The sequence below is a fragment of the Streptomyces flavochromogenes genome (assembly GCF_000717595.1).
Classification (GTDB): Bacteria; Actinomycetota; Actinomycetes; order Streptomycetales; family Streptomycetaceae; genus Streptomyces; species Streptomyces flavochromogenes.
Window position 1 is genome coordinate 45,857 of sequence record NZ_JNZO01000008.1, and the last position, 19,547, is coordinate 65,403.

Below are 19,547 nucleotides of genomic sequence, written 5' to 3' on the forward strand. Positions count from 1 at the left end.
CACCTTCCCGTCTGCCGCGCGGGCGACGACAGGAAGGTGACGACAAGGCCCTAGGCCGCGCTCACCGCGTCCGGACCGCTCCGCGCGATGATCGCCGCCGTGTCCACCCCCGAGGGCAGCGTGCCGAACGCGAGGCCGCGGTCGCCGTCCAGCCGCGACGCGCAGAACGCGTCCGCCACCGCCGGATTCCCGTGCCGTACGAGCAGCGAACCCTGCAGCACCAGGGCCAGGCGCTCGACCAGCCGCCGCGCCCCGTACGCCGCCGCGTCCGGGTCCACGAGCCCCGCGAGGTCCTTGCGGAGGCCCGCGACGGCCGCGTCCAGGCGCCGGTCGGCACCCGCGCCCAGGTCGACCTCCGCGAAGAACGCCTCCACCGCCTGCGGCTGACGGGCCATCGCCCGCAGCACGTCGAGCGCGGCGACGTTCCCCGAGCCCTCCCAGATCGACGGCAGCGGCGACTCCCGGTAGAGCCTGGGGAGGCCCGAGTCCTCCACGTAGCCGTTGCCGCCGAGGCATTCGAGGGCCTCGGCCGCGTGGGCGGGGGCCCGCTTGCACACCCAGTACTTGGTGACCGCGAGCCCGAGACGCCGCAGCTGCTCCTCCTCCGCGTCGCCGCGTGCGGCCCGGTCGACCGCGCCGGCCAGGCGCAGCGCCGCGAGCGTGGCCGCCTCGGCCTCCACCGCGAGGTCCGCCAGGACGTTCCGCATCAGCGGCTGGTCGACGAGCCGCGCTCCGAACGCCTCGCGGTGCGTGGCGTGGTGCACCGCCTGGACGAGCCCGAGGCGCATCCCGGACGCCGAGCTGATGGCGCAGTCGAGCCGCGTCATGTTCACCATCCGGATGATGGTGGCCACCCCTCGCCCCTCCTCGCCGACGAGCCGGCCGAGGGCATCCTCGTACTCGATCTCGGAGGAGGCGTTGGAGCGGTTGCCCAGTTTGTCCTTGAGTCGCTGGAGGCGGATCGCGTTGCGGCTGCCGTCCGGCAGGACACGCGGTACCAGGAAGCAGGAGAGTCCGCCCGGCGCCTGCGCGAGCGTGAGGAAGACGTCGGACATCGGTGCCGAGGTGAACCACTTGTGGCCGGTCAGCGCGTACAGGCCGGGCTCACCCGTCGGCACGGCCCGGGTCGTGTTCGCCCGGACGTCCGAGCCGCCCTGCTTCTCGGTCATCGACATTCCGGCGATGATCCCGCGCTTCTCCGTCGGTACCCGGAGGCCGAAGTCGTACGACGAGGAGGTCAGCAGCGGCTCGTACACCTCGGCCAGCTCCGGCTGCGTGCGCAGCGCCGGCACCGCCGCGTACGTCATGGAGATCGGGCACAGGTGCCCGGCGTCGGCCTGCCCCCACACGAACACCTTCGCCGCGCGGGCGACGTGCGCGCCCGGCCGCTCGTCGCGCCAGGGCGCGCCGTGCAGCCCGTGCCGGACGGCCACGTCCATCAGGTCGTGCCAGTGCGGGTGGAACTCGACCTCGTCGATCCGGTGGCCGTGCCGGTCGTGGGTGTGCAGCACGGGGGAGTGGCGCTCGGCGAGGCGGCCCCACTCCTGGGCCTGTGCGCCGCCGGCTCGTGCGCCGAGCTCGCGGACCTCCGCCTCGGCCCACCCCGCGCCCTCCCGGCGTAGCGCCTCCAGGAGTGCGGGGTCGGCGGAGACGTCGTAGCCGGTCAGGGGCGGTACCTGGTTGGTGACCTCATGCGTGGTCGGCATCGGGAGCTCCCAGTGCTCGCAGGGTGAAGGTGACGAGTGCGGGTACGGTGCCGGGCCCGACGGACCCCTCCGCCAGCGGGCCGACGAGCGCCTCCGCGCCCGCCCCGACCAGTGCCGAGGCCGTCAGGACGGGGTCCTGGGGCGGCAGTTCGCCCGAGCGCACGCCCTCCTCGACGCGCGCGGCGAACACGTCCCGGAACGCGCGTCGGAAGACGAGCCGTTCGGCGTCCACGGCCGGGTCGACCGGCTCGGCGAGCAGCGCGTACGCGAGGCGTGGCGACTTGAGGGCACGCAGGGCGAAGGTCTCGATGACGGCGACCACCCGCTCGGCGGCCGAACGGTGTCCGGGGTGTCCGGCCGCCTCGGAGACGGCCGCGACCTCACGGCTCACCACGGTCCGGAAGAGCTCCACGGAGAGCTCCGTCTTGCCGGGGAAATGGCGGTACACGCTGCCTGTGGCGATTCCGGCGCGGGCGGCGACGGCCGCCACCGTGCATCCCGCGTATCCCTGCTCGGAGAGCAGTGCCCGGGCCGCGTCGACGACGGAGGCGCGCTGGGCGTCGAGTCGGGCCTGGACGGCGGGGGTGCGTCGGTAGGGCATGGAAGAAGTGAAGCAGTGATTCACGGCTTCATCAAGAGCCGCGGGAACGCGCCGGCCGCGGGCACGAGAACGGCGAACGCCCCCACCCTGCGGGGGTGGGGGCGTTCGCCGAGCGATCACATGACCGGTCTCAGCCGGTGAAGACCTCGGTCAGGGACCAGATCGCGAGGCCCGCCATGCAGATGCCGCCGATGCGCTGCACGGTCTTGAGCGGAACGCGCTTCGCGATGAAGCGGCCCGCGACCAGGGCGAGCGCGGACACGCTCATCAGTGCGGCGAGGGAGCCGATCGCCGTCGACCAGGTGCCGTTCGTGGCGGCCAGGTTGGCGGTGGTGATCTGGGTGAGGTCGCCCCACTCGCTGATGAACACGGCCATGAAGGCCGTCGAGAAGACGGGCAGGAAGCCGGTGACGGTCCTGCCGCCCTCGTCGGCCTCGTCGTCCTCGCCCCCGCCGCGCAGCAGCATGAAGGCTCCGAAACCGAACAACAGGGCGGAGACGAGCTTCACCGACCAGCCCGGGAGCAGCCCGAGCAGGCTGCCGGCGCCGACCGCGATGGCGACATGCGCGAGGAAGGCGGTCGAGGTACCGATCCATACGTACAGCGGACGCATCCGCGTGCCCATGGCGAGGGACGCGAACATCGTCTTGTCGGGAAGCTCGGCGAGGAAGATCAGCCCGAAGGCGGTGAGGATCGCCAAGGGGTCGAGGTGCATACCGGGGCTCTCTGCTCGGTCCGGGCCTGTGGACTCGGCACGGCACCTCGGTGGGCGACGGGAGGACCACTCGGCCCGGCATGACGGACCACGCCCACGGAGCGCGGACGCGGTTGATGCCTGGCCGAAGGTCTCGCCCGTCCGCGTCGAACGCGGACCCGGTCACCGGGAACCCGGGGGTTCCAGTATGTCGACGACCGATTTGCAGGGCTACTCCCCTTCGCTGCCCCGAGTGTAGCGGACCAGGGCGCGAGATCGGGTAGACAGTGTCTACTCGACCTTGGTAGACAGTGTCTATGCATGAGGCATCCGAAGATCACCAGACCGAAGATCACCAGGTGTCCGGGAGCGAGGGCGGCGACCGGAGCGACGGCGGGCTGCGGGAACGGCTCGTCCGCGTCGGCGTGGAGCTCGTGAACGCCGAGGGCGCCCAGGCCCTCTCGCTGCGCGAGATCGCCCGCCGCGCCGGCGTCTCCCACGGCGCCCCCCGCCGCTACTTCCCGACCCATCTCGAACTCCTGTCGGCCATCGCCCGCCAGGGCTTCACCGAACTGGCCGCCCGCGTCGACGCCGAGGACCGGGAGACCACCGCGCCACGCGAACGGATCGCGGCCCTCGCCCACGTCTACCTCGACTACGCGGGCACCCGACGCGGCATGTACGAGCTGATGTTCCGGCACGACCTGCTGGAGAGCGGCAGACTCGGGCTGCGGGAGACGAGCCTGCCGCTCTTCGCCCGGCTCACCGGACTCGTCGCCCGTGTCCGCCCCGGCGCCGCCGACCCCGCCGTCCTCGCAGGCGCGCTCTGGGCCAATCTCCACGGCATCGCCCAGCTCTGGCACTGGGGCAGCCTCCGGCTCGCGACCGGCGGCGACGACCCCGCTCCGCTCCTCGCGGCCGTCCTCGACGCGCACCTCGGTCCCGCGGGGCAGCCCTCATGAGCCAGCGCCGCGCACCCGTCCTGGCGTGCAGCGTCGTCGGCGCGGCGGTCGTCGCCCTCGACGGCACCGTCCTCACCGTCGCCCAGCCCGCCCTCCAACGCGATCTGCACGCGGACGTCGGCCAGGTCCAGTGGACCAGCACCGGATACCTCATCGCCGTCGCGAGCCTCCTCGTCTTCGCCGGACGGCTCGGCGACCGCTACGGCCACCGCCGGGTCTTCGCCGTCGGCGCCCTCGGCTTCGCCGCCGCCTCCGCCGGAATCGCCCTGGCCCCCGGCATCGGCACCGTGATCGTGCTCCGGGTGCTCCAGGGGGTGTGCGGTGCGCTCCTCCAGCCCGCCACACTGGGCATGCTCCGGACCGCCTATCCGCCGGAGCGGCTCAGCACCCCGATCGCCGTGCGCACCGCCGCCATCGGCCTCGCCGCCGCGGCGGGACCGCTCGTCGGCGGCGCGCTGGTCTCCGCGTACGGCTGGCGCTCGGTCTTCCTCCTCGGCGTACCCCCGACCCTCGCCATCGGCCTGCTCGCGCTCGCCACCCGAGAACGCCCGCACGAACCGAGCCGGTCGCGCGGGGCGAACCCGTCACACGAACCGAGCCCGAAGGACGCGAGAGCTCCCGCCGCTCCGCCATCCGCGACCGGCCTCTCCGCGCTCGACCCCGCCGGCGCCCTGCTGCTCGCCGTCTCGCTGGGGCTGCTCGTCCACGGGCTCGTCGAGGCCGCCCGTCCCGGCGGTGCCCCCACCGGCCTGCTCGCCGTCGCCGGGGCCGTCGTCGCCGGGATCGTCCTCGCCCGGCACGAGCGTCGTGCCGCGCGCCCTCTGCTGCCCCCGGAGCTGCTCCGGAGCGCCCCCGTCGTCGCCGGCCTCGCCGCCCTGCTCGCCGCCTCGGCCGCCCTCTTCGGCTCGCTCTTCGTGGCGACGTACTTCCTCCAGGACGTCCAGGACCTCGACCCCCTCGACTGCGCGCTGCGCGTCCTCCCGCTCGCCGTCCTCATGGTGTTCGGCGCGCTCCTCTGCCCGAAGCTCCAGCGCCGCTTCGGCCCCCGGCGTACGGCGACCGCAGGCGCCGCCCTGCTCACCCTCGGGGTACTGCTCCTCTCCCGGCTCGACACGACGGCCGGCGCCGCCGCCGTCGGCGTGAGCGCCGCACTGCTGGGCGCGGGGTTCGTCACCCTGATGGTCACCGCGACCTCCGTCGTCGTGCACCGCGCCCCCGAGGCCCACGCCGGAGTCGCCGGCGGTCTCCAGCAGACCGCGATGAACATCGGACCCGCGCTCGGCGTCGCCCTCGCCACCCTGCTGCTCGCCCTCGTCCCGGAAGGAGGCTTCGTACCGTCCCGGGGCGCCGCCCTCCCGGCCCTCGTCCTGATCGCCGCACTCGCACTCCCCGCGGCGTTCGCCCTGCCCCGAGGCGCCGACCGGCGGACACGCCCGGAGCCGCCGACACCCCGGGCCGGCAGCCGACCATGCGTACGATCATGAAATGCCAGCAGGTCTGCGGGCTCGCCCCGACGCCCCGACGCGCACCCAGTTCAACCTCGGTCGCGCGCTGCCCTTCCTGGTCCTGGCGGTGGCGTTCGTCGCCGACCTGCTGACGCCCGACCGGGACCGCTTCGACCGGCTCCTCGTCGCCGCGCCCGCGCTCGCCGCCGTCACCTGGAGCGTGCCCTGGACGATCGCCATCGGTGTGCTCGCCGTCGTGGCCCGGCTGGTCCTCAGCCTCATCAGGGGCGAGTTCGCCGCGGCGCCCGAACTCGTCACGAACCTGACCGTGATCGCCGGCGTCACCGCCGCCGCTGCCTGGGTCAGCCGGGTCCGCACCCGCTACGAGCGGGACATGCGCGAACTCACCGCCGTCGCCGAGGTCGTCCAGCGGGTCGTGCTGCGCCCGCTCCCCGCCCACCTCGGCCGCTTCGACCTGCATCTGCTGTACGTGGCGGCCGCGGCCAAGGCCAGGATCGGCGGCGACTTCTACGAGGCCGTACGGATCCCCGGCGCGGTGCGGATCATGCTCGGCGACGTCCAGGGCAAGGGCCTCGGCGCCGTCGAGACGGCCTCCGTGCTCCTCGGCTCCTTCCGCGCCGCGGTCGACGACGCCGCCGACCTGGCCGCGCTGGCCGACCGGCTCGACGAGGGCCTCGCCCGCTACGGCGCCTGGGATCCGGACTCCGACGCCGCCGAACGCTTCGCCACCGTCGTCCTCGTGGAACTCCCCGACGGCGAGGACATCGCACGGCTCCTCAGCTGCGGCCACCCCGCCCCGCTGCTCCAGCGAGGCGGCGAGGTCGAGCTCGTGCACTTCGCCGACCCCTCGCTGCCCGTGAACCTCGCGGGCCTCGCTGACTCCCACCACCGCATCGAGGAGGTGCCGTTCGGGCCGGGGGACCGGATGCTGCTCTACACCGACGGCGTCAGCGAGACCCGCGACCGGACCGGCACCTTCTACCCGCTGGAACTGCGCCTGCGCGGCTGGGTGCGGGAACCGGCCGAGGAGGTGCCGGACCTCCTCCACAAGGACCTCACCGACTACGGCGCCGGCGGCCTCGACGACGACGTCGCCGCCCTGCTCGTGGCGCTTCCGCGCGCATCCCGCTGAGCCCGACCCGCCCCCCGTCGTCACCAAACATCGAGTTCGGGGCGGCTTGTGTCGTTCCCTGCCGGTTGCGTGACTCGTGCGCTGTTCGTGCGCTCTGGCCGCTCCGACCCGCATACGTGAGGCTTGCGACCGTCCGCATCGCGGACAGTCACCAGTCCAGTCGAGAGGAACGGGTGCACGTGCCCCAGGAGAACCCCTTCACCACCGGCTCGTCCGAACACTTTCCCGGCTTCCGGGACGTCACGGCGGCCCTGACCGCGGCCGAGACCTCCCGGATCACCGCACGCGGCCTCTGGGCCGCCGACGGAACGGTGGACCCCGGCGCCGTCCGGCTCGGCCAGACCCTCGCCAACGCGCTCCTGAGCGACACGACCGACGGCACCGACGCCGCCACGGCACTGCTCCCCGCCGAACTCGCCGCGATCGTCGAGGAGGTGCGCGGCCTGGCGCTGCCCGCGTACCACCGCATCGAAGGGGCAGCCGAGAGCGAGGGAGCCGCGGAGAACGTCCGACTCTCCGCGTTCAGCCTCCGACAGCTCGGCCCGGGCCCGCACCCGCTCGTCGTCGTGCCCGCCGGGTGGACCCCCTTCGGCTGGCCGCTGTTCCTCTGGTCGTACCTCGTCCTCGCGCGCAAGGGCTATCACGTCCTCGCCTACACCCCGCGCGGCCTCGGCATCCCCGGACTGCCCTCCACCTCCAGCGGCTTCGTCGACGTCGCCGGACCCCACGACTGGGCCGACGGCTCCGCGGTCATCGACTTCGCCGTCGACCGCTTCGCCCCGAGCGTCATCGGCTTCATGGGCGAGTCGTACGGTTCCGGCATCAGCCAGCTCGTGGCCGCCCACGACGACCGGGTCGCCGCCGTCGTCGCCCTCAGCACCTGGGGCAACCTCGCGACCAGTCTCTACGACCACAACACCCGCCATCTCGCGGCCGTGAAGGCCCTCCTCGCCCTGACCGGCGGACCGGTCGAGAGCAAGTTCGACGAGGCCAACCGGGAGATCCTCGCCGACTTCCAGGCCGACCGGAACCTGGACGCCGTCGTCGACTGGGGCCTCAAGCGCGCCCCCGAGTCGTACCTCACCCTGACCAACGAGAAGGGCACACCGACCTTCTTCTCCCACACCTGGCACGAGAGCCTCTTCGCGGTCAACCAGACCCTGGAGACCTTCAACGGCCTGGACGTGCCCAAGCGGCTCAACATGTGGATCGGCGACCATGCCGCGCCCGAGGGCCCCGCGCTCATCGGCCCGCCCGCCGTCCGGGGCGAGGTCAACCTCCCCATGGCGGAGGCGTACGCCTGGCTCGACCATCACCTCACGGGTGAGCGCAACGGCGTGGAGGAGTGGCCCCAGGTCTGCAACCAGGTGATGTTCTCGTACGTGACGGAACCCGTCCTGGACCCGGAGACCGGCGAACCGACCGGCGAGAACCGGATCGTGGTGCCCGCCCGCCGCGAGACGAGCCCCGGCTGGAGCGAGGTCACCGGCAGCACCGAGGTGTTCGGCCTCACCGGCGACGGCGCGGGCGGCACCGACGGCCGGCTCGTCCCCACGGGCGGGCCCGGGGCGGAGGAGACGGGCTGGCGGCGTGCGTTCCTCGCGGGCGTGGACACCGAGGCCACCGCCATGGACGCGATCATGAAGACCGGTCAGGCGGAGTGGAGGGGCAACCCCAAGATCTACGACACCCACAAGATCGACCGCCGCCACGCGGTCGCGTGGACGACCGAACCGCTCGTCTCGCCCGACGGGGCGGAGGCCGTCGGCCGCCGCGTCCGGGGCATCCCCCGGCTGCGCCTCACCGTCCGCTCCACGGCCACCTCGGCGAGCCTCTACGCCCACCTTCTGGACGTCGCCGAGGACGGCACGGCCCGGATCATCACCCACGAGCCGCTCAACGTGTACGGCCTGACGCCCGAACAGGACACCACCGTCACCTGGAGCCTCCAGGCGGCCGCGTACGACATCCCCTCGGGGAACCGGCTGATGCTGGTCGTCGACAGCAAGGACCCGCTGTACGGCGACGCCTCCGTCACCTGGACGCAGACCGTCATCGGCTCCCCGGAGGACGAACCGTCCCGCCTGGAACTGCCGCTCGGCTGACGCGGGCGGCCCCCGCCCGCATCGCACGACGGACGGGCCCGCGGCTTCACGCGCGCGGGCCCGGCCGTCACGGGTGCCACCCCGCAGGGGCAGGCCCGGACGTCACACCACCGGGGCGAGCCCCAGATGCTCCCGGAGCGTCGTGCCCGTGTACGCGGACCGGTACACGCCCCGTTCCTGGAGTTCGGGGACGAGCAGCTCCACGATGTCGTCGAGACCGTCCGGCACCAGGTACGGCGAGATGTTGAAGCCGTCGAGGGCCCCGTGCCGGACGAACCGGGCGAACCTCTCGGCGAGTCCGGCCGGGGTTCCCACATGGCCGCGCTGCGGGCCGAGCTCGATGACCGTCTCGCGCAGCGACCAGCCGTTGGCCTCGGCCTTCGCACGCCACTCGGCCACCGTGTCGAGGGTCTCGCCCAGCTGACGGGTGCCGAACCTCCCGTCGTACGCGGCGACCACCGGCTCCTCGGCGGGCAGCGGCCCGTCGGCGTCCCGCCCCGACAGGTCGAAGCCCCACAGCCGGCTCGCGATGCCGAGGGCCACCGCGGGAGTGACCTGTCCGAGGCGGACCCAGCGCGCCTTCTCCTCCGCCTCCTTCTCGGTGGCCCCGATGACGATCTCCGTACCCGGCAGGATCCTCAGCGCGTCCTCGGCCCGGCCCGCAGCCCGCAGCCGGCGCCGGATGTCCTCCGCGAAGGCGAGCGCGTCGTCGAAGTCCGTACCGTGCGCCGAGAACACCACATCCGCCTGACGGGCGGCGAAGTCCCGTCCCTCGCCGGAATCGCCCGCCTGGAAGATCACCGGATGCCCCTGCGCACTGCGCGGCAGCGTCGGAACCAGGTCGACGTCGAAGTGCGCGCCCGTCGACCGTACGCGTCCCACCGCCTCCGGAACCGACCAGGACCGGGCGTCGACGGACCCGGCCACCGCACCCTCCGCCCAGGAGTTCCACACGGCCCGGGCCACCGAAAGGAACTCCTCGGCGCGCCGGTAGCGGTCGGCGTGGTCGAGGAACCCGCCACGCCGGAAGTTCTCCCCGGTCCAGGCGTTGTGCGTGGTCACCACGTTCCAGCCGGCCCGGCCGCCCGACAACAGGTCGAGACCGGCGAGGCGCCGGGCGAGATCGCCCGGCTCGTTGAACGTCGTGTTGGACGTGGAGACGAGACCGATCCGCTCGGTCGCGGCGGCGAGCGCCGACAACTGGGTGATCGAGTCCGGGCGGCCGGCGACGTCCAGCTCGTGGATACCGCCCTCCGACTCGCGCAGCCGCAGGCCGTCCCCGAGGAAGAAGGCGTCGAAGAGCCCACGCTCGGCGGTCCGCGCGACCCGGAGGAAGGAGGCCGGATCGATCTGGGAGCCGCTTGAAGGGTCCGACCAGATCGTCCAGTGGTTGACGCCCTGGAAGAACACCCCGAAATGCAGCTGCGCGCCCGGACGGGGGACGTCGGCGGGATCGGTGCGGGTCATCGGATCTCCTCCCGTACGGGCGTGGCGGCGGCACTGTCGGTCGTCGTGAAGCGGCTGAGGGGACGGGGAAGGCCCAGGGAGGCGCGCAGGGTGGTGCCGGGCAGCGGCGGGGCCGCGATCCGCCGGACGACCAGCTCGGGCAGCACGAGCCGGGAGAGCACGGCGAGGTCCTCGTCGAGCACGAGCGGATGCAGCCGCACCCCGTCCACGTGCCCGTGCAACTCCGTGAGCAGGGACACCAGACCGGCGGCGGGTCCGGTGTACCGCAGCCGGTCCGGCCGGGCGGTCCACGGGGCGTACCGCTCCAGGTCGGTGATCCGTTCCCGCGCGGTCTCGTGCGGGGTGTCCAGGGCCACCTCGATCTCGGCGAAGGCGCGCGGTGTCGCGGTGTCGCCCGCGGCCGCCGCGGCCACGTCGGCGACGCTGCCGCCGCCGATCAGCGCCACATCGGTCAGTTCGGCCGGAACGATTCCCGGGCGGGCGAGGACCACGGGCCGCCCCTGCGGCGGGCGCGGCACGATCGACGGCCCCTTCACGGCGTACGTCTCACCGGCGAAGTCGATGGGATGGAGCCGCGACCGGTCGAGATAGCGGCTGGTGGCCACCGACCGGATCACCGCGTCGTCCTCCCACGAGTCCCACAGATCCCGTACGACCCGGAGTCCGTCGCGGGCCTCGCGTGCCGTCGCGTCGGGCCCCTCGACCGGTGGCCGTCCCCAGGCACGGGCGGCGGCGGGGTCCGTCTCGACCCCCACCACCCATCCGGCCCGACCGGCCGAGACATGGTCGAGGGAGGCGAGCTGCGAGGACACGTGGAACGGCTCGGCGTAGGTGGTCGCGAGGACCGGGGCCACCCCGAGGACGCTGGTCGACGCGGCGACGAACGCGGCCCGCTCGACCGCGCCGATCCGGCCCGCGGGACCGGCGCCGGAACCCGGCGGCAGAATCGAGTCGTCCAGGGTGACCAGGGTGAACCCGGCGTTCTCGGCGACGGACGCGACCCGGGAGAGCCGACGCGGGGTCAGCAGCTCGCCGGGGGAGTGCGCGGCACGGCGCCACGCGGCCGGATGGGCACCGTCACCGTCTATCTCGACGGCCAGGCGCAGGGCGGGGCGAGGCATGGGAAGTCCTTCCGGAAGACAGGGGCGCGCCGACAGGACCCACGGGCGCGCGGAGGGCGCGACGGCGCGGGGCCGGGCGGCGGGATGTCAGCGGACGCGCGGAACCACGGGGTGGGTCAGACGCGGGGGGAAGGACAGATGGCCGAGGAGGTACGGCAGAAGTCGACGTGCCGTCGGCAGACGAGCCGCGCGCTCACCCGGACGCCGGGACGGAGGCCGTGCGGCTTCGCGCTCGCCTCGCGCACATCCGCCTCCCCGCAGGTCCGGGCCGAGATCCCGTCCGGGTTCAGGAAGGGAGCGCTTCAGCTTAGGCAGGCCGCCTTCCGCACTGTCAAGGCCGTACCGGGAGACGGGCGGGCGGACGGACGCCGACGGAAGGGGAGTCGGCCCTGCGCCCCGGCAAGTGGGCCGGTCCCGAAGCCACTTCATCCGGACCGCGGCGCGTACACCCCTGGTCTGACGGCACATGGGCCCGCAGCAGGACGCGCTGCGGCGGCGGGGCCTTCTAGCGTGTCCTCATGATCCGATTCACCAGGGCGGCCGTCGCCGCTCTCCTCGTCTGCTCCGTCGCCTTACCCGCCGGTGTGGCAACCGCGGCCGGTCCCGGTGCCCCGCCGCAGTCGGCCGCACAGCCGGCGAAGGCGGCCACGCTGCCCGCACCCACCGGGCCGCACTCCGTCGGAAGCACCGTCCTCCCGCTCGTCGACCGCTCCCGCACCGACCCGTGGGTTCCCACCGCCGACGGACGCGCGCTGATGGTCACCCTGCACTACCCGGCCGCGGCCACCGGCGGTGGCCGCCCCGCCCCGTACGCCACCGGGGAGGAGGCGCGACTGCTCGCCGAGCAGCTCGGGCCCGGTGTCTCCGGCGACGTCCTCGCCCGTACGCGCACGCACAGCAGGACCGGCGCGCGGCCCGCCCCGGGGCGTCGCCCCCTGGTACTGCTCTCACCGGGCTTCAGCGTCTCCCGCTGGACCCTCACCCATCTCGCCGAGGACCTCGCCTCGCGCGGCTACGTCGTCGCCTCCGTCGACCACGCCTACGAGTCCTACGGGATCAGCCTTCCCGGCGGCCGCACCCTCACCTGCGTCGCCTGCACGGCCCTCGACGAGGGAGGGGTCCACGGCAGCGTGGTCACCTCGACCCGCGCCGCCGACATGCGCTACGTCCTGGACCGGCTCACCGGACCCAGGCCCGCCTGGAAGCACGCCGGCCTGATCGACGCGCGTCGGATCGGCATGGCGGGCCACTCCATCGGCGGGGCGAGCGCGGCCTCGGCGATGGTGGCCGATCCGCGCATCGACGCCGGGATCAACATGGACGGGTCCTTCTGGGAGGACCTGCCGGCGGACGGCCTGCGGGGCCGCCCGTTCATGATGCTCGGGACCCACGACGCCATGCATCTGCCCGGGGGGACGGACACCACCTGGGACCGGACGTGGAACGGCCTCGACGGATGGAAGCGCTGGGTCACCGTGGCAGGCTCCGAGCACTTCACCTTCTCCGACGGGCCCGTGATCTCGCGCCACTTCGGCCTGCCGCAGCCCGAGCTGCCCACCGACCGCGCCGTCGCCGTCACCCGTACGTACGTCGCCGCCTTCTTCGACCGGCACCTGCGCGGACTCCCGCGCCCGCTGCTCGACGGCCCGTCCCCGGCGAACCCGGAGGTCCACTTCCAGCACCGCTGACCGGCACGGAGCCCGGGCGGCCGTCACGCGGCGGCCGCCGGGGTCGTCCCCTCAGACGCGGTACGGGGTGTTCGCCGCCGCCCAGTCGGCGAGAATCCGCGCGCAGTCGGCGACCGACTCGCGCCAGGTGCGGGCCGCGCCCTCCCCGGCCTCGTCGCTGACGTGCTTCACGATCCGCAGCGGCACTCCGGCGGTCGCGGCGACGTGCGCCAGGGCGTACCCCTCCATGTCGACGAGAGCGGCCTGCTCCGCGAGCCGGGCGCGGGCGGCCTCGTCCGAGATGAACGTGTCCCCGGTCGCCAGGACCGTGTCACCGCCGTCCGGGAGCGCCAGCGGCGCGCCGTACGACTCGCCCGTCAGCGTGGCGAGCAGCCTGCCGTCGAAGTCGTGCTGCACCACGGTGCCGATCACATGCGTTCCCGTCATGCCGGGACGCAGCGCCCCCGCCGTACCCAGGTTCACGATTCCGGAGGGCCGCGGGCCGCGGCCCAGGGCGAGCGCGAGCCCGGTCGCCGCGTTCACCTTGCCCATGCCGGTCAGCAGCACCGGCAGGTCCGTGTCCAGGAACTGCGCCTCCTCCTTGACGGCGAGGACGAGCAGCGGACGGTCGGCGGCGATCTCTCCCAAGAGTTCCATGGGGGCCACGCTAGTTCGCGGCCCCTTCCGCCGTACAGCCGAGGTCCCGGTGGGCGCGACGGGCGCTCACCGCAGCGACAGGCCGCGCTCCGCGAGCTCCTCGCCGAGCACGCGCAGCGCCTTCGGGCCCACACCGTGCAGGGCCGCGAGTTCGGCTGCGGCAACACCGTCGAGCTGATCGAACCGGGTGTACCCGGCCGCGGCGAGCGCGCGGGTGGCGGGCGCGCCGATGGCGCGGGGGAATTCCGTCTCGGGACGGTCGGATCCGGTGGCCATGGCCCGATGGTGCCACGTGGGGGAGGATTCCGGCCCGCTCACCGCCGAGGCGCCGCACGCGTTCACACGGGCAGCAGTCGACCGATCAGAGCCCCCAGCTGGCGGGCGTTCCGGCACGGGCGCATCTCGACGAGACCGGCGTAGGCCGGGGCCACCGAGTCGCCCGTTCCCCACAGCGAGGGCTGCTCGGGATTCAGCCAGTGGACCCGGCGCGCCCGGTCCGCGATCTGTTGCAGGGCGGCGAGGTTCGGGTCGGAGCCGTTGGTGCGGGCGTCGCCGAGGACGAAGACCACGGTGCGCGGGCCGACGGCCTCGGCATACCGGTCGGCGAACTCGCCCAGGGCCGTCCCGTAGTCGCTCTGCCCGTGCCACCCGGTCAGCTCCGCCTCCGCGAGGATGCGGTCCCCGAGCCCGGCCGGATCCGCGGAACCCCGGGCGATCAGCCCCGTCACCTCGTCGACCCGGTTGACGAAGGCGAAGACACGGACCCGGCTGAACCGGTCGTGCAGGGCCTGCACCAGCAACATCGTGAACTGCGCGAATCCGGCCACCGATCCGGACACGTCGCACAACAGGACCAGCTCCGGCCGCCGGGGAGGGCGCCGGCGCAGTACCGGCCGCACCGGCACGCCGCCGGTCGACAGCGACCGCCGCAGCGTCCGCCGCAGATCGATCTCCCCGCGCGACGCCCGGCGCCGACGGGCGGCGAGCCGGGTGGCAAGCTTCCGTGCCAGCGGCCGTACGGTCCGGCGCAGCTCGTCCAGCTGTGCCCGCCCGGCGAGCAGGAAGTCGACGGTGTCCGCCGTGCCCGCGACCGCCCGGCGCGCGACCCGGTCGCGGCCCTGGCGCTCGGCGACGCGCCGCCGGGCCTCGGTACGCACCCGCTCGCGGAAGGCCTCGATGCGCCGCCGGATCTCGTCGTCGAGCAGCCGCTCGGTGAACTCGGGCTCCTCCGTCCCGGGCGCGGCCCGGAGGCGCTCCCGCACCCGGGCGAGCAGCGTCTCGGGGCGCAGCCGGGACAGCGTCTGGTACGAGGACCAGCCGTCCGACCCGGGGCCGGAGCCGTAGCCGCCGAAACCGCCCACCGCCTCGGCGGCGAGCCGGTCGAGGGCGGCGCCGTCGGCGGAGCTGAGGGCCTCGGCGAGCCGGTCGCGCAGGGCCGCGAGATCGGCCGGACCGGCCGGGGTGTCCTCGTGCGCCTCCGCGGCCCTGGTGTGGCCGAGGGGGAAGTAGAGGTCGAAGACGCGGTCGAACACGGGGCGCTGCGCCTCGCCGTGGAGCAGGGTCGCGGCGAGGGCCTCGCGTACCCGCTCCCGGTCGGTGAAGCCGACGGCTTCGAGGGCGTGCCCGGCGTCCACCGTCTCGCCGGTCCCGATCCCGAATCCATGGGCACGGAGCGCCCCGACGAGACCGGTGAGGCGGGTGGCGGCCGTCGTCGGCGCGGTGGTGGCGTCCACGCCGTCGACGGGCCGGCTCACACCGCGTCCAGGTCGAGCTTGGCGGCGGCCCTCACGATGTCGTCCTGGTGCTTGAGCAGGACGCCCAGGGTCTCGCGTACGACGCGCTCGTCCAGCCGGTCGGCGCCGAGCGCGAGCAGCGTACGGGCCCAGTCGATGGTCTCCGAGACGGACGGCACCTTCCGCAGGTCCATCGCCCGCAGCGCCCCGACGACCCGCACCACCGACGCGGCGAGGGCGTCGTCGAGGCCGGGGACCTTGAGGGTGACGATCCTGCGCTCCAGCTCCTCCTCGGGGAACCCGATGTGCAGGAAGAGGCAGCGGCGGCGCAGGGCCTCGGAGAGCTCGCGGCTCGCGTTGGAGGTGAGCACGGTGAAGGGGCGCCGGGTCGCCTTGATCGTCCCGAGTTCGGGAACGGTGATCTGGAAGTCGCTGAGGACCTCCAGGAGCAGGCCCTCCACCTCGACGTCGGCCTTGTCCGTCTCGTCGATGAGGAGCACGGTCGGCCGCTCGGAGCGGATCGCGGTGAGCAGCGGGCGGGGGAGCAGGAACTCCTCGCCGAAGATGTCCGTCCGCGTCTCGTCCCAGGACTCGCCCCGCCCGGCCGTGATCCGCAGGAGCTGTTTGGCGTGGTTCCACTCGTACAGCGCGCGGGACTCGTCGACGCCCTCGTAGCACTGGAGCCGGACCAGGTGCGCGCCGGTGACCTCGGTGACCGCCTTGGCGAGCTCCGTCTTGCCGACGCCGGCCGGGCCCTCGACGAGGAGCGGCTTGCCGAGGCGGTCGGCGAGGAAGACGGTCGTGGCGACGGCGGGCGAGGCGAGATAGCCGGTCGCGGCGAGCCGAGCGGCGACGTCGTCGACGGAGCTGAAGAAACCGGTCGTCATGGGCTGTCCCCCCGGGGAGCGAAAACTCGTACTGGCCAGTAGCCTCCGCTGTACTTGATCAGATGAGGCACCGCCGCACAACCGTCCCGCGCAAGGTCCCTCCCGCGCGCGGGGCGCCACCCGCTGGTGCAATGGGGGGACCGGGTATCGCCACCCGGGGACCGCGCCGCGGTGGAGATGTCGTGGCGGAACGGGAAGCGGAGCGGGAAGAGGCCCTCCTGACCAGGGTGCGGGCCATGGAGCAGGCGGTCGGCGAGATCGGTACGACCCTCGACGAGACGAGCACCTGCCGCGAACTCTCCGCCTTCGCGTCCCGGTACCTGCACGCCGCCACAACGGCGACCTCCTGACGGAACCGGGCGCCCCACCGAGGCGCGCGGCCCACACGGGACCGCCGGTCACCGCCCCGGGCGGCCCGGCGGCCCTCGGGGTGTCCACCGCCCCGGCCGGTCCGACGGCACCCGGCGGCGCCGAGCGGGGCGCCGCAGGCCTCGCCGAGGGACCGGCTCGCCCGCGGACCGAGCGGACCGTGCGGACGGTGCGGACGGTGCGGACGGTGCGGACCGTGAGGACGGTGCGGACCATCCAGACCACGCGGACGATCCGGACCGAGCGGACCACGCGGACGATCCAGAACGAGCGGACCCCGAGCCGGGCGGGCCGGCCGCGCACGATGCCGTCCCGCCGGGCGACTCCGCCGCCCCCGCCGCCCCCGCCGCCCCCGGCGGACCCGGCGGACCCGCATTCCACCGGTTCTCCCTCCCCCCCCCCGCCGTCCACGACGAAGAGCCGCTCGGGACGGTCACCCTGACCCGCACCGGCGGCAGGCCCTTCTCCGGCGACGAGGTGGCGCCGGCCCGTCACGCCGCCCGCCTCGCGGCCCGGCATCTCGGGCATGCCCGCCGACTCGCTGCCGCCGAGGACGCCGCGCTCCACCTCCAGCGCGCCCTCGTCGCCGAGCCCGGACGGCCGCACCCCGATCTGGAGATCGCCGGCGGCTACCTGCCCGCCGGGCCCCGCGCCCTCGTCGGCGGGGACTGGTTCGAGACCGTACGGCTCCCCTTCGGTCGCAGTCTGCTCGTCGTCGGCGACGTCATGGGACACGGCCTCGACGCGGCCGTCGACATGAACGCCTATCGCACCGCGCTCCGTGAGGTCGCCGCGACCGACCTTCCCCCGCACCGGGTGCTGCGGCACCTCGACTCCGCGGTCGCCGAGGACGGCGCGCGCCGCCCCGTCACCGTTCTGCTCGTCCGGGTCGACCCGGCCCGCGGCACCGCGACCTTCGCGAGCGCCGGACACCTGCCGCCCGTGGTGTTCGGAGCCGACGGCTCGGCCGAACTCGTGGACCTCCCCGTCGGCCCGCCCCTCGGTACCGGCGTCGGAGGCTACGAACCGACCACGCGTCCGCTCCGCCCCGAAGACACCCTGCTGCTCTTCACCGACGGACTCGTCGAACGCCGCGGCGAGGACACCGACGATTCCCTCGCCCGGCTCGCCGCCCTCCGGCTTCCCCGGGACTCCGGCCCCGACCGGGTCGTCGACGAGGTGCTCCGCCGCCACGGCGCGCACGGAGCGGAGGACGACGTGGCCGTCCTCGCGGCCCGGATCCGCGCGCGTGCACACCAGTGACGCAGGGTCACATCCGCCCCACGGAACGCCGTGACGCACGGTCACACCACCCCTGCGTCCAGCATGTTTCGGCCCTCAGCGGGATTCTTCCGGCCGGACGCTTGTGCGCGGGCCCCCGGGCCCGGCACGCTCCTCGTATGAACACGGCCAGGCATGCCAGTGAACGTCTGATGAGCTGGCCCTCGCTGTCCCCCGGCCGCGCCCATTGCGGCGCCGCGCTCGGACTGGGCACGGCGACGCAGGAGATCGTGCATTTCCACGGTGAACACGAGGCCGACGTCCACCTCACCCGCGCCATGGTCGCGAAACTGCGCCCGGCCCTCCTGGGGTCGAGCGCGGTCCGTCTGCGGGCCGGATCGGGGTGGGTGACGGTCCGTCTGGACATGGGGTCGGACATCGACCTGCTCGCCACCCTGGTGAGCGCCGCCCTCCAGGCCAACGGCGTCCCCGACGTCGCCCCGGACGGCTGCACCCGCACCCGCCCGGTCTCCGGACTCCGCTGACCGAACGGGGTGCGGCGACCGCGCCGAACCGGGACCGGTCCCGGTTCGGGCCCCCGCCCGGACGGCTCTACGCGCGCGTGCTCCCGGAACCCCCAGCGGGGACCGGGAACAGCATGCACGTGCTGGTCGCGTGGGCGAGCAGCCGGTCCTCCGCGTCGTACAGGCCCGCCTCCGCGAGCGCGGTCCTGCGCCCGCGCGAGATCACCGTGCCGATCGCCCGCACCTTGCCCGTGTCGACGGTGATCGGCCGGAGGAAGCGGGTCGCGAGGTCGAGCGAGGTGTACGCCGTGCCCAGCGGGAGCGTCGAGTGGACCGCGCAGCCGGCCGCCGAGTCCAGCAGGGTCGCGTAGACGCCGCCGTGCACACTGCCGATCGGGTTGTAGTGCTCCTCGCCCGGCTCGAAGGCGAACACCGCGCGACCGTCCTCGACCTCCTCCAGGCCGAAGCCGAGGAGCGCCGCGATCGGGGGACCCGGCAGGCGTCCCGCCACCATCTCCCGCAGGAAGTCGAGGCCCGCCATCGTCCCGGCGGCCCGTGCGGTGGCTCCGGCGTCCTCCCACTCGACCGTGCGCGACCGCCCCATGACCACTCTCCGCCCGACGTGGCCGGCTGATGCTCAGCTGGCTCTGTACTGCGAAGCTAGCTGTCCTGAAAGCTGACTGTCAACGACACAGTCAGGTGGCTACAGTGTGACGATGAAGTGGCTGGAGACGGACACGGAGAACTGCCCGGTCCGCCGCGCCCTGGACCTCGTGGGCGAGAAGTGGACCCTGCTGATCCTGCGCGACGCCTTCAACGGCGTCCGCCGCTACGACGAGTTCCGTCGGCACCTCGGTCTCTCCGAGGCCGTCCTCGCCGACCGGCTCCGCAAACTGGTCGCGGCCGGCCTGCTGCGGGCGGAGCCGTACCGGGAACCCGGTACCCGGACCCGGTACGAGTACCGGCTCACCCGCAAGGGCGTCGACTTCTGGCCCGTACTCCTGGCCCTGAAGCAATGGGGTGACATCCACGCGGGGGAGCCGGAGGGTCCCGTCCTCGACATCCGGCACGCCGACTGCGGAGCCCCCGTCCGCGTCGTCGTCCAGTGCGAGGGCGAGGAACGGGCCACCCTGGCCGCCCGCGACGTCACCGTCCGCCCCGGCCCCGGCGCCCGCCCGCTCACCCCCTGACATCCGGCAGGGCGGCCTCCGCGGTGAGCCCTTGAACCCATCGGC

At 74.0% G+C, this 19,547-nt stretch carries 19 protein-coding genes; 9 read left to right on the top strand and 10 right to left on the bottom strand.

Going from position 1 to position 19,547, the window contains the following annotated elements:
• Positions 1–50 precede the first annotated feature (50 nt).
• From IF00_RS0111225 to IF00_RS0111235, 3 genes are all read right to left on the bottom strand, one after another.
• Complete coding sequence (locus IF00_RS0111225; RefSeq protein WP_030316964.1) at positions 51–1,706, bottom strand: acyl-CoA dehydrogenase family protein; 1,656 nt, start codon at positions 1,704–1,706, stop codon at positions 51–53.
• Entirely contained in the window at positions 1,690–2,307 is a 618-nt protein-coding gene (locus IF00_RS0111230; RefSeq protein WP_030316966.1) for a TetR/AcrR family transcriptional regulator, read from the bottom strand. Before IF00_RS0111230 ends, IF00_RS0111225 begins: the two co-directional genes overlap by 17 nt.
• Positions 2,308–2,437: 130 nt before the next feature.
• Complete coding sequence (locus IF00_RS0111235; RefSeq protein ID WP_030316969.1) at positions 2,438–3,022, bottom strand: TMEM165/GDT1 family protein; 585 nt, start codon at positions 3,020–3,022, stop codon at positions 2,438–2,440.
• Positions 3,023–3,360: 338 nt separating this feature from the next.
• Here IF00_RS0111235 and IF00_RS0111240 point away from each other — a divergent pair, with 338 nt between their 5' ends.
• From IF00_RS0111240 to IF00_RS0111255, 4 genes are all read left to right on the top strand, one after another.
• Positions 3,361–3,963, top strand: coding sequence for a TetR/AcrR family transcriptional regulator (locus IF00_RS0111240; protein ID WP_030316971.1), 603 nt, complete (start codon positions 3,361–3,363; stop codon positions 3,961–3,963).
• A complete protein-coding gene (locus IF00_RS0111245; protein ID WP_037637980.1) occupies positions 3,960–5,447 on the top strand; it encodes an MFS transporter in 1,488 nt (495 codons plus the stop codon). Before IF00_RS0111240 ends, IF00_RS0111245 begins: the two co-directional genes overlap by 4 nt.
• Position 5,448: 1 nt before the next feature.
• Positions 5,449–6,561 (top strand): PP2C family protein-serine/threonine phosphatase, encoded by a 1,113-nt coding sequence (locus IF00_RS0111250; protein ID WP_030316975.1) that lies wholly within the window; start codon positions 5,449–5,451, stop codon positions 6,559–6,561.
• 179 nt (positions 6,562–6,740) lie between these two features.
• Positions 6,741–8,666, top strand: coding sequence for a CocE/NonD family hydrolase C-terminal non-catalytic domain-containing protein (locus IF00_RS0111255; protein WP_245234480.1), 1,926 nt, complete (start codon positions 6,741–6,743; stop codon positions 8,664–8,666).
• A 102-nt stretch (positions 8,667–8,768) separates the two neighbouring features.
• Here IF00_RS0111255 and IF00_RS0111260 read toward each other — a convergent pair whose 3' ends face one another.
• Both IF00_RS0111260 and IF00_RS0111265 read right to left on the bottom strand, forming a co-directional pair.
• A complete protein-coding gene (locus IF00_RS0111260) occupies positions 8,769–10,133 on the bottom strand; it encodes an NtaA/DmoA family FMN-dependent monooxygenase (RefSeq protein ID WP_030316978.1) in 1,365 nt (454 codons plus the stop codon).
• A complete protein-coding gene (locus IF00_RS0111265) occupies positions 10,130–11,254 on the bottom strand; it encodes an LLM class flavin-dependent oxidoreductase (RefSeq protein WP_030316980.1) in 1,125 nt (374 codons plus the stop codon). The genes IF00_RS0111260 and IF00_RS0111265 overlap by 4 nt, the downstream gene beginning before the upstream one ends.
• Positions 11,255–11,772: 518 nt before the next feature.
• On the opposite strand from IF00_RS0111265, the gene IF00_RS0111270 reads away from it, so the two are divergent.
• A complete protein-coding gene (locus IF00_RS0111270; RefSeq protein WP_030316982.1) occupies positions 11,773–12,942 on the top strand; it encodes an alpha/beta hydrolase family protein in 1,170 nt (389 codons plus the stop codon).
• A gap of 51 nt (positions 12,943–12,993) precedes the next feature.
• On the opposite strand, the gene IF00_RS0111275 is transcribed toward IF00_RS0111270, so the two are convergent.
• The 4 genes from IF00_RS0111275 to IF00_RS0111290 form a co-directional block, all read right to left on the bottom strand.
• On the bottom strand, positions 12,994–13,578 hold the full coding sequence (locus tag IF00_RS0111275; protein WP_245234481.1) for a nucleosidase: 585 nt from the start codon (positions 13,576–13,578) through the stop codon (positions 12,994–12,996).
• 66 nt (positions 13,579–13,644) lie between these two features.
• The gene (locus IF00_RS0111280; RefSeq protein WP_030316986.1) at positions 13,645–13,854 is read right to left on the bottom strand and encodes a helix-hairpin-helix domain-containing protein; all 210 of its coding nucleotides are present in this window, start codon (positions 13,852–13,854) and stop codon (positions 13,645–13,647) included.
• A gap of 62 nt (positions 13,855–13,916) precedes the next feature.
• Positions 13,917–15,332 (bottom strand): VWA domain-containing protein, encoded by a 1,416-nt coding sequence (locus IF00_RS0111285; RefSeq protein WP_245234482.1) that lies wholly within the window; start codon positions 15,330–15,332, stop codon positions 13,917–13,919.
• A complete protein-coding gene (locus tag IF00_RS0111290) occupies positions 15,329–16,198 on the bottom strand; it encodes an AAA family ATPase (protein WP_030316992.1) in 870 nt (289 codons plus the stop codon). Before IF00_RS0111290 ends, IF00_RS0111285 begins: the two co-directional genes overlap by 4 nt.
• Before the next feature lie 182 nt (positions 16,199–16,380).
• On the opposite strand from IF00_RS0111290, the gene IF00_RS45570 reads away from it, so the two are divergent.
• The 3 genes from IF00_RS45570 to IF00_RS0111305 all read left to right on the top strand — a co-directional run bounded on the left by IF00_RS45570 (position 16,381) and on the right by IF00_RS0111305 (position 18,333).
• Entirely contained in the window at positions 16,381–16,548 is a 168-nt protein-coding gene (locus IF00_RS45570; protein ID WP_158710443.1) for a hypothetical protein, read from the top strand.
• Between the two features lie 496 nt (positions 16,549–17,044).
• The gene (locus tag IF00_RS41090) at positions 17,045–17,830 is read left to right on the top strand and encodes a PP2C family protein-serine/threonine phosphatase (protein WP_245234483.1); all 786 of its coding nucleotides are present in this window, start codon (positions 17,045–17,047) and stop codon (positions 17,828–17,830) included.
• A 137-nt stretch (positions 17,831–17,967) separates the two neighbouring features.
• Positions 17,968–18,333: a luciferase domain-containing protein gene (locus IF00_RS0111305; protein WP_245234484.1), complete on the top strand. Its 366-nt coding sequence runs from the start codon at positions 17,968–17,970 to the stop codon at positions 18,331–18,333.
• Positions 18,334–18,400: 67 nt separating this feature from the next.
• On the opposite strand, the gene IF00_RS0111310 is transcribed toward IF00_RS0111305, so the two are convergent.
• A complete protein-coding gene (locus IF00_RS0111310) occupies positions 18,401–18,916 on the bottom strand; it encodes a PaaI family thioesterase (RefSeq protein ID WP_030316998.1) in 516 nt (171 codons plus the stop codon).
• Positions 18,917–19,028: 112 nt separating this feature from the next.
• On the opposite strand from IF00_RS0111310, the gene IF00_RS0111315 reads away from it, so the two are divergent.
• On the top strand, positions 19,029–19,502 hold the full coding sequence (locus tag IF00_RS0111315) for a winged helix-turn-helix transcriptional regulator (protein WP_030317001.1): 474 nt from the start codon (positions 19,029–19,031) through the stop codon (positions 19,500–19,502).
• Positions 19,503–19,547: the final 45 nt, after the last annotated feature.

Coding starts and splice junctions, on each gene's coding strand:
- IF00_RS0111305 (WP_245234484.1), top strand. CDS start 17,968: ATGAACACGGCCAGGCATGCCAGTGAACGTCTGATGAGCTGGCCCTCG.
- IF00_RS0111290 (WP_030316992.1), bottom strand. CDS start 16,198: ATGACGACCGGTTTCTTCAGCTCCGTCGACGACGTCGCCGCTCGGCTC.
- IF00_RS0111275 (WP_245234481.1), bottom strand. CDS start 13,578: ATGGAACTCTTGGGAGAGATCGCCGCCGACCGTCCGCTGCTCGTCCTC.
- IF00_RS0111230 (WP_030316966.1), bottom strand. CDS start 2,307: ATGCCCTACCGACGCACCCCCGCCGTCCAGGCCCGACTCGACGCCCAG.
- IF00_RS0111235 (WP_030316969.1), bottom strand. CDS start 3,022: ATGCACCTCGACCCCTTGGCGATCCTCACCGCCTTCGGGCTGATCTTC.
- IF00_RS0111250 (WP_030316975.1), top strand. CDS start 5,449: ATGCCAGCAGGTCTGCGGGCTCGCCCCGACGCCCCGACGCGCACCCAG.
- IF00_RS0111265 (WP_030316980.1), bottom strand. CDS start 11,254: ATGCCTCGCCCCGCCCTGCGCCTGGCCGTCGAGATAGACGGTGACGGT.
- IF00_RS0111270 (WP_030316982.1), top strand. CDS start 11,773: ATGATCCGATTCACCAGGGCGGCCGTCGCCGCTCTCCTCGTCTGCTCC.
- IF00_RS0111310 (WP_030316998.1), bottom strand. CDS start 18,916: ATGGGGCGGTCGCGCACGGTCGAGTGGGAGGACGCCGGAGCCACCGCA.
- IF00_RS0111315 (WP_030317001.1), top strand. CDS start 19,029: ATGAAGTGGCTGGAGACGGACACGGAGAACTGCCCGGTCCGCCGCGCC.
- IF00_RS0111280 (WP_030316986.1), bottom strand. CDS start 13,854: ATGGCCACCGGATCCGACCGTCCCGAGACGGAATTCCCCCGCGCCATC.
- IF00_RS0111225 (WP_030316964.1), bottom strand. CDS start 1,706: ATGCCGACCACGCATGAGGTCACCAACCAGGTACCGCCCCTGACCGGC.
- IF00_RS0111245 (WP_037637980.1), top strand. CDS start 3,960: ATGAGCCAGCGCCGCGCACCCGTCCTGGCGTGCAGCGTCGTCGGCGCG.
- IF00_RS0111260 (WP_030316978.1), bottom strand. CDS start 10,133: ATGACCCGCACCGATCCCGCCGACGTCCCCCGTCCGGGCGCGCAGCTG.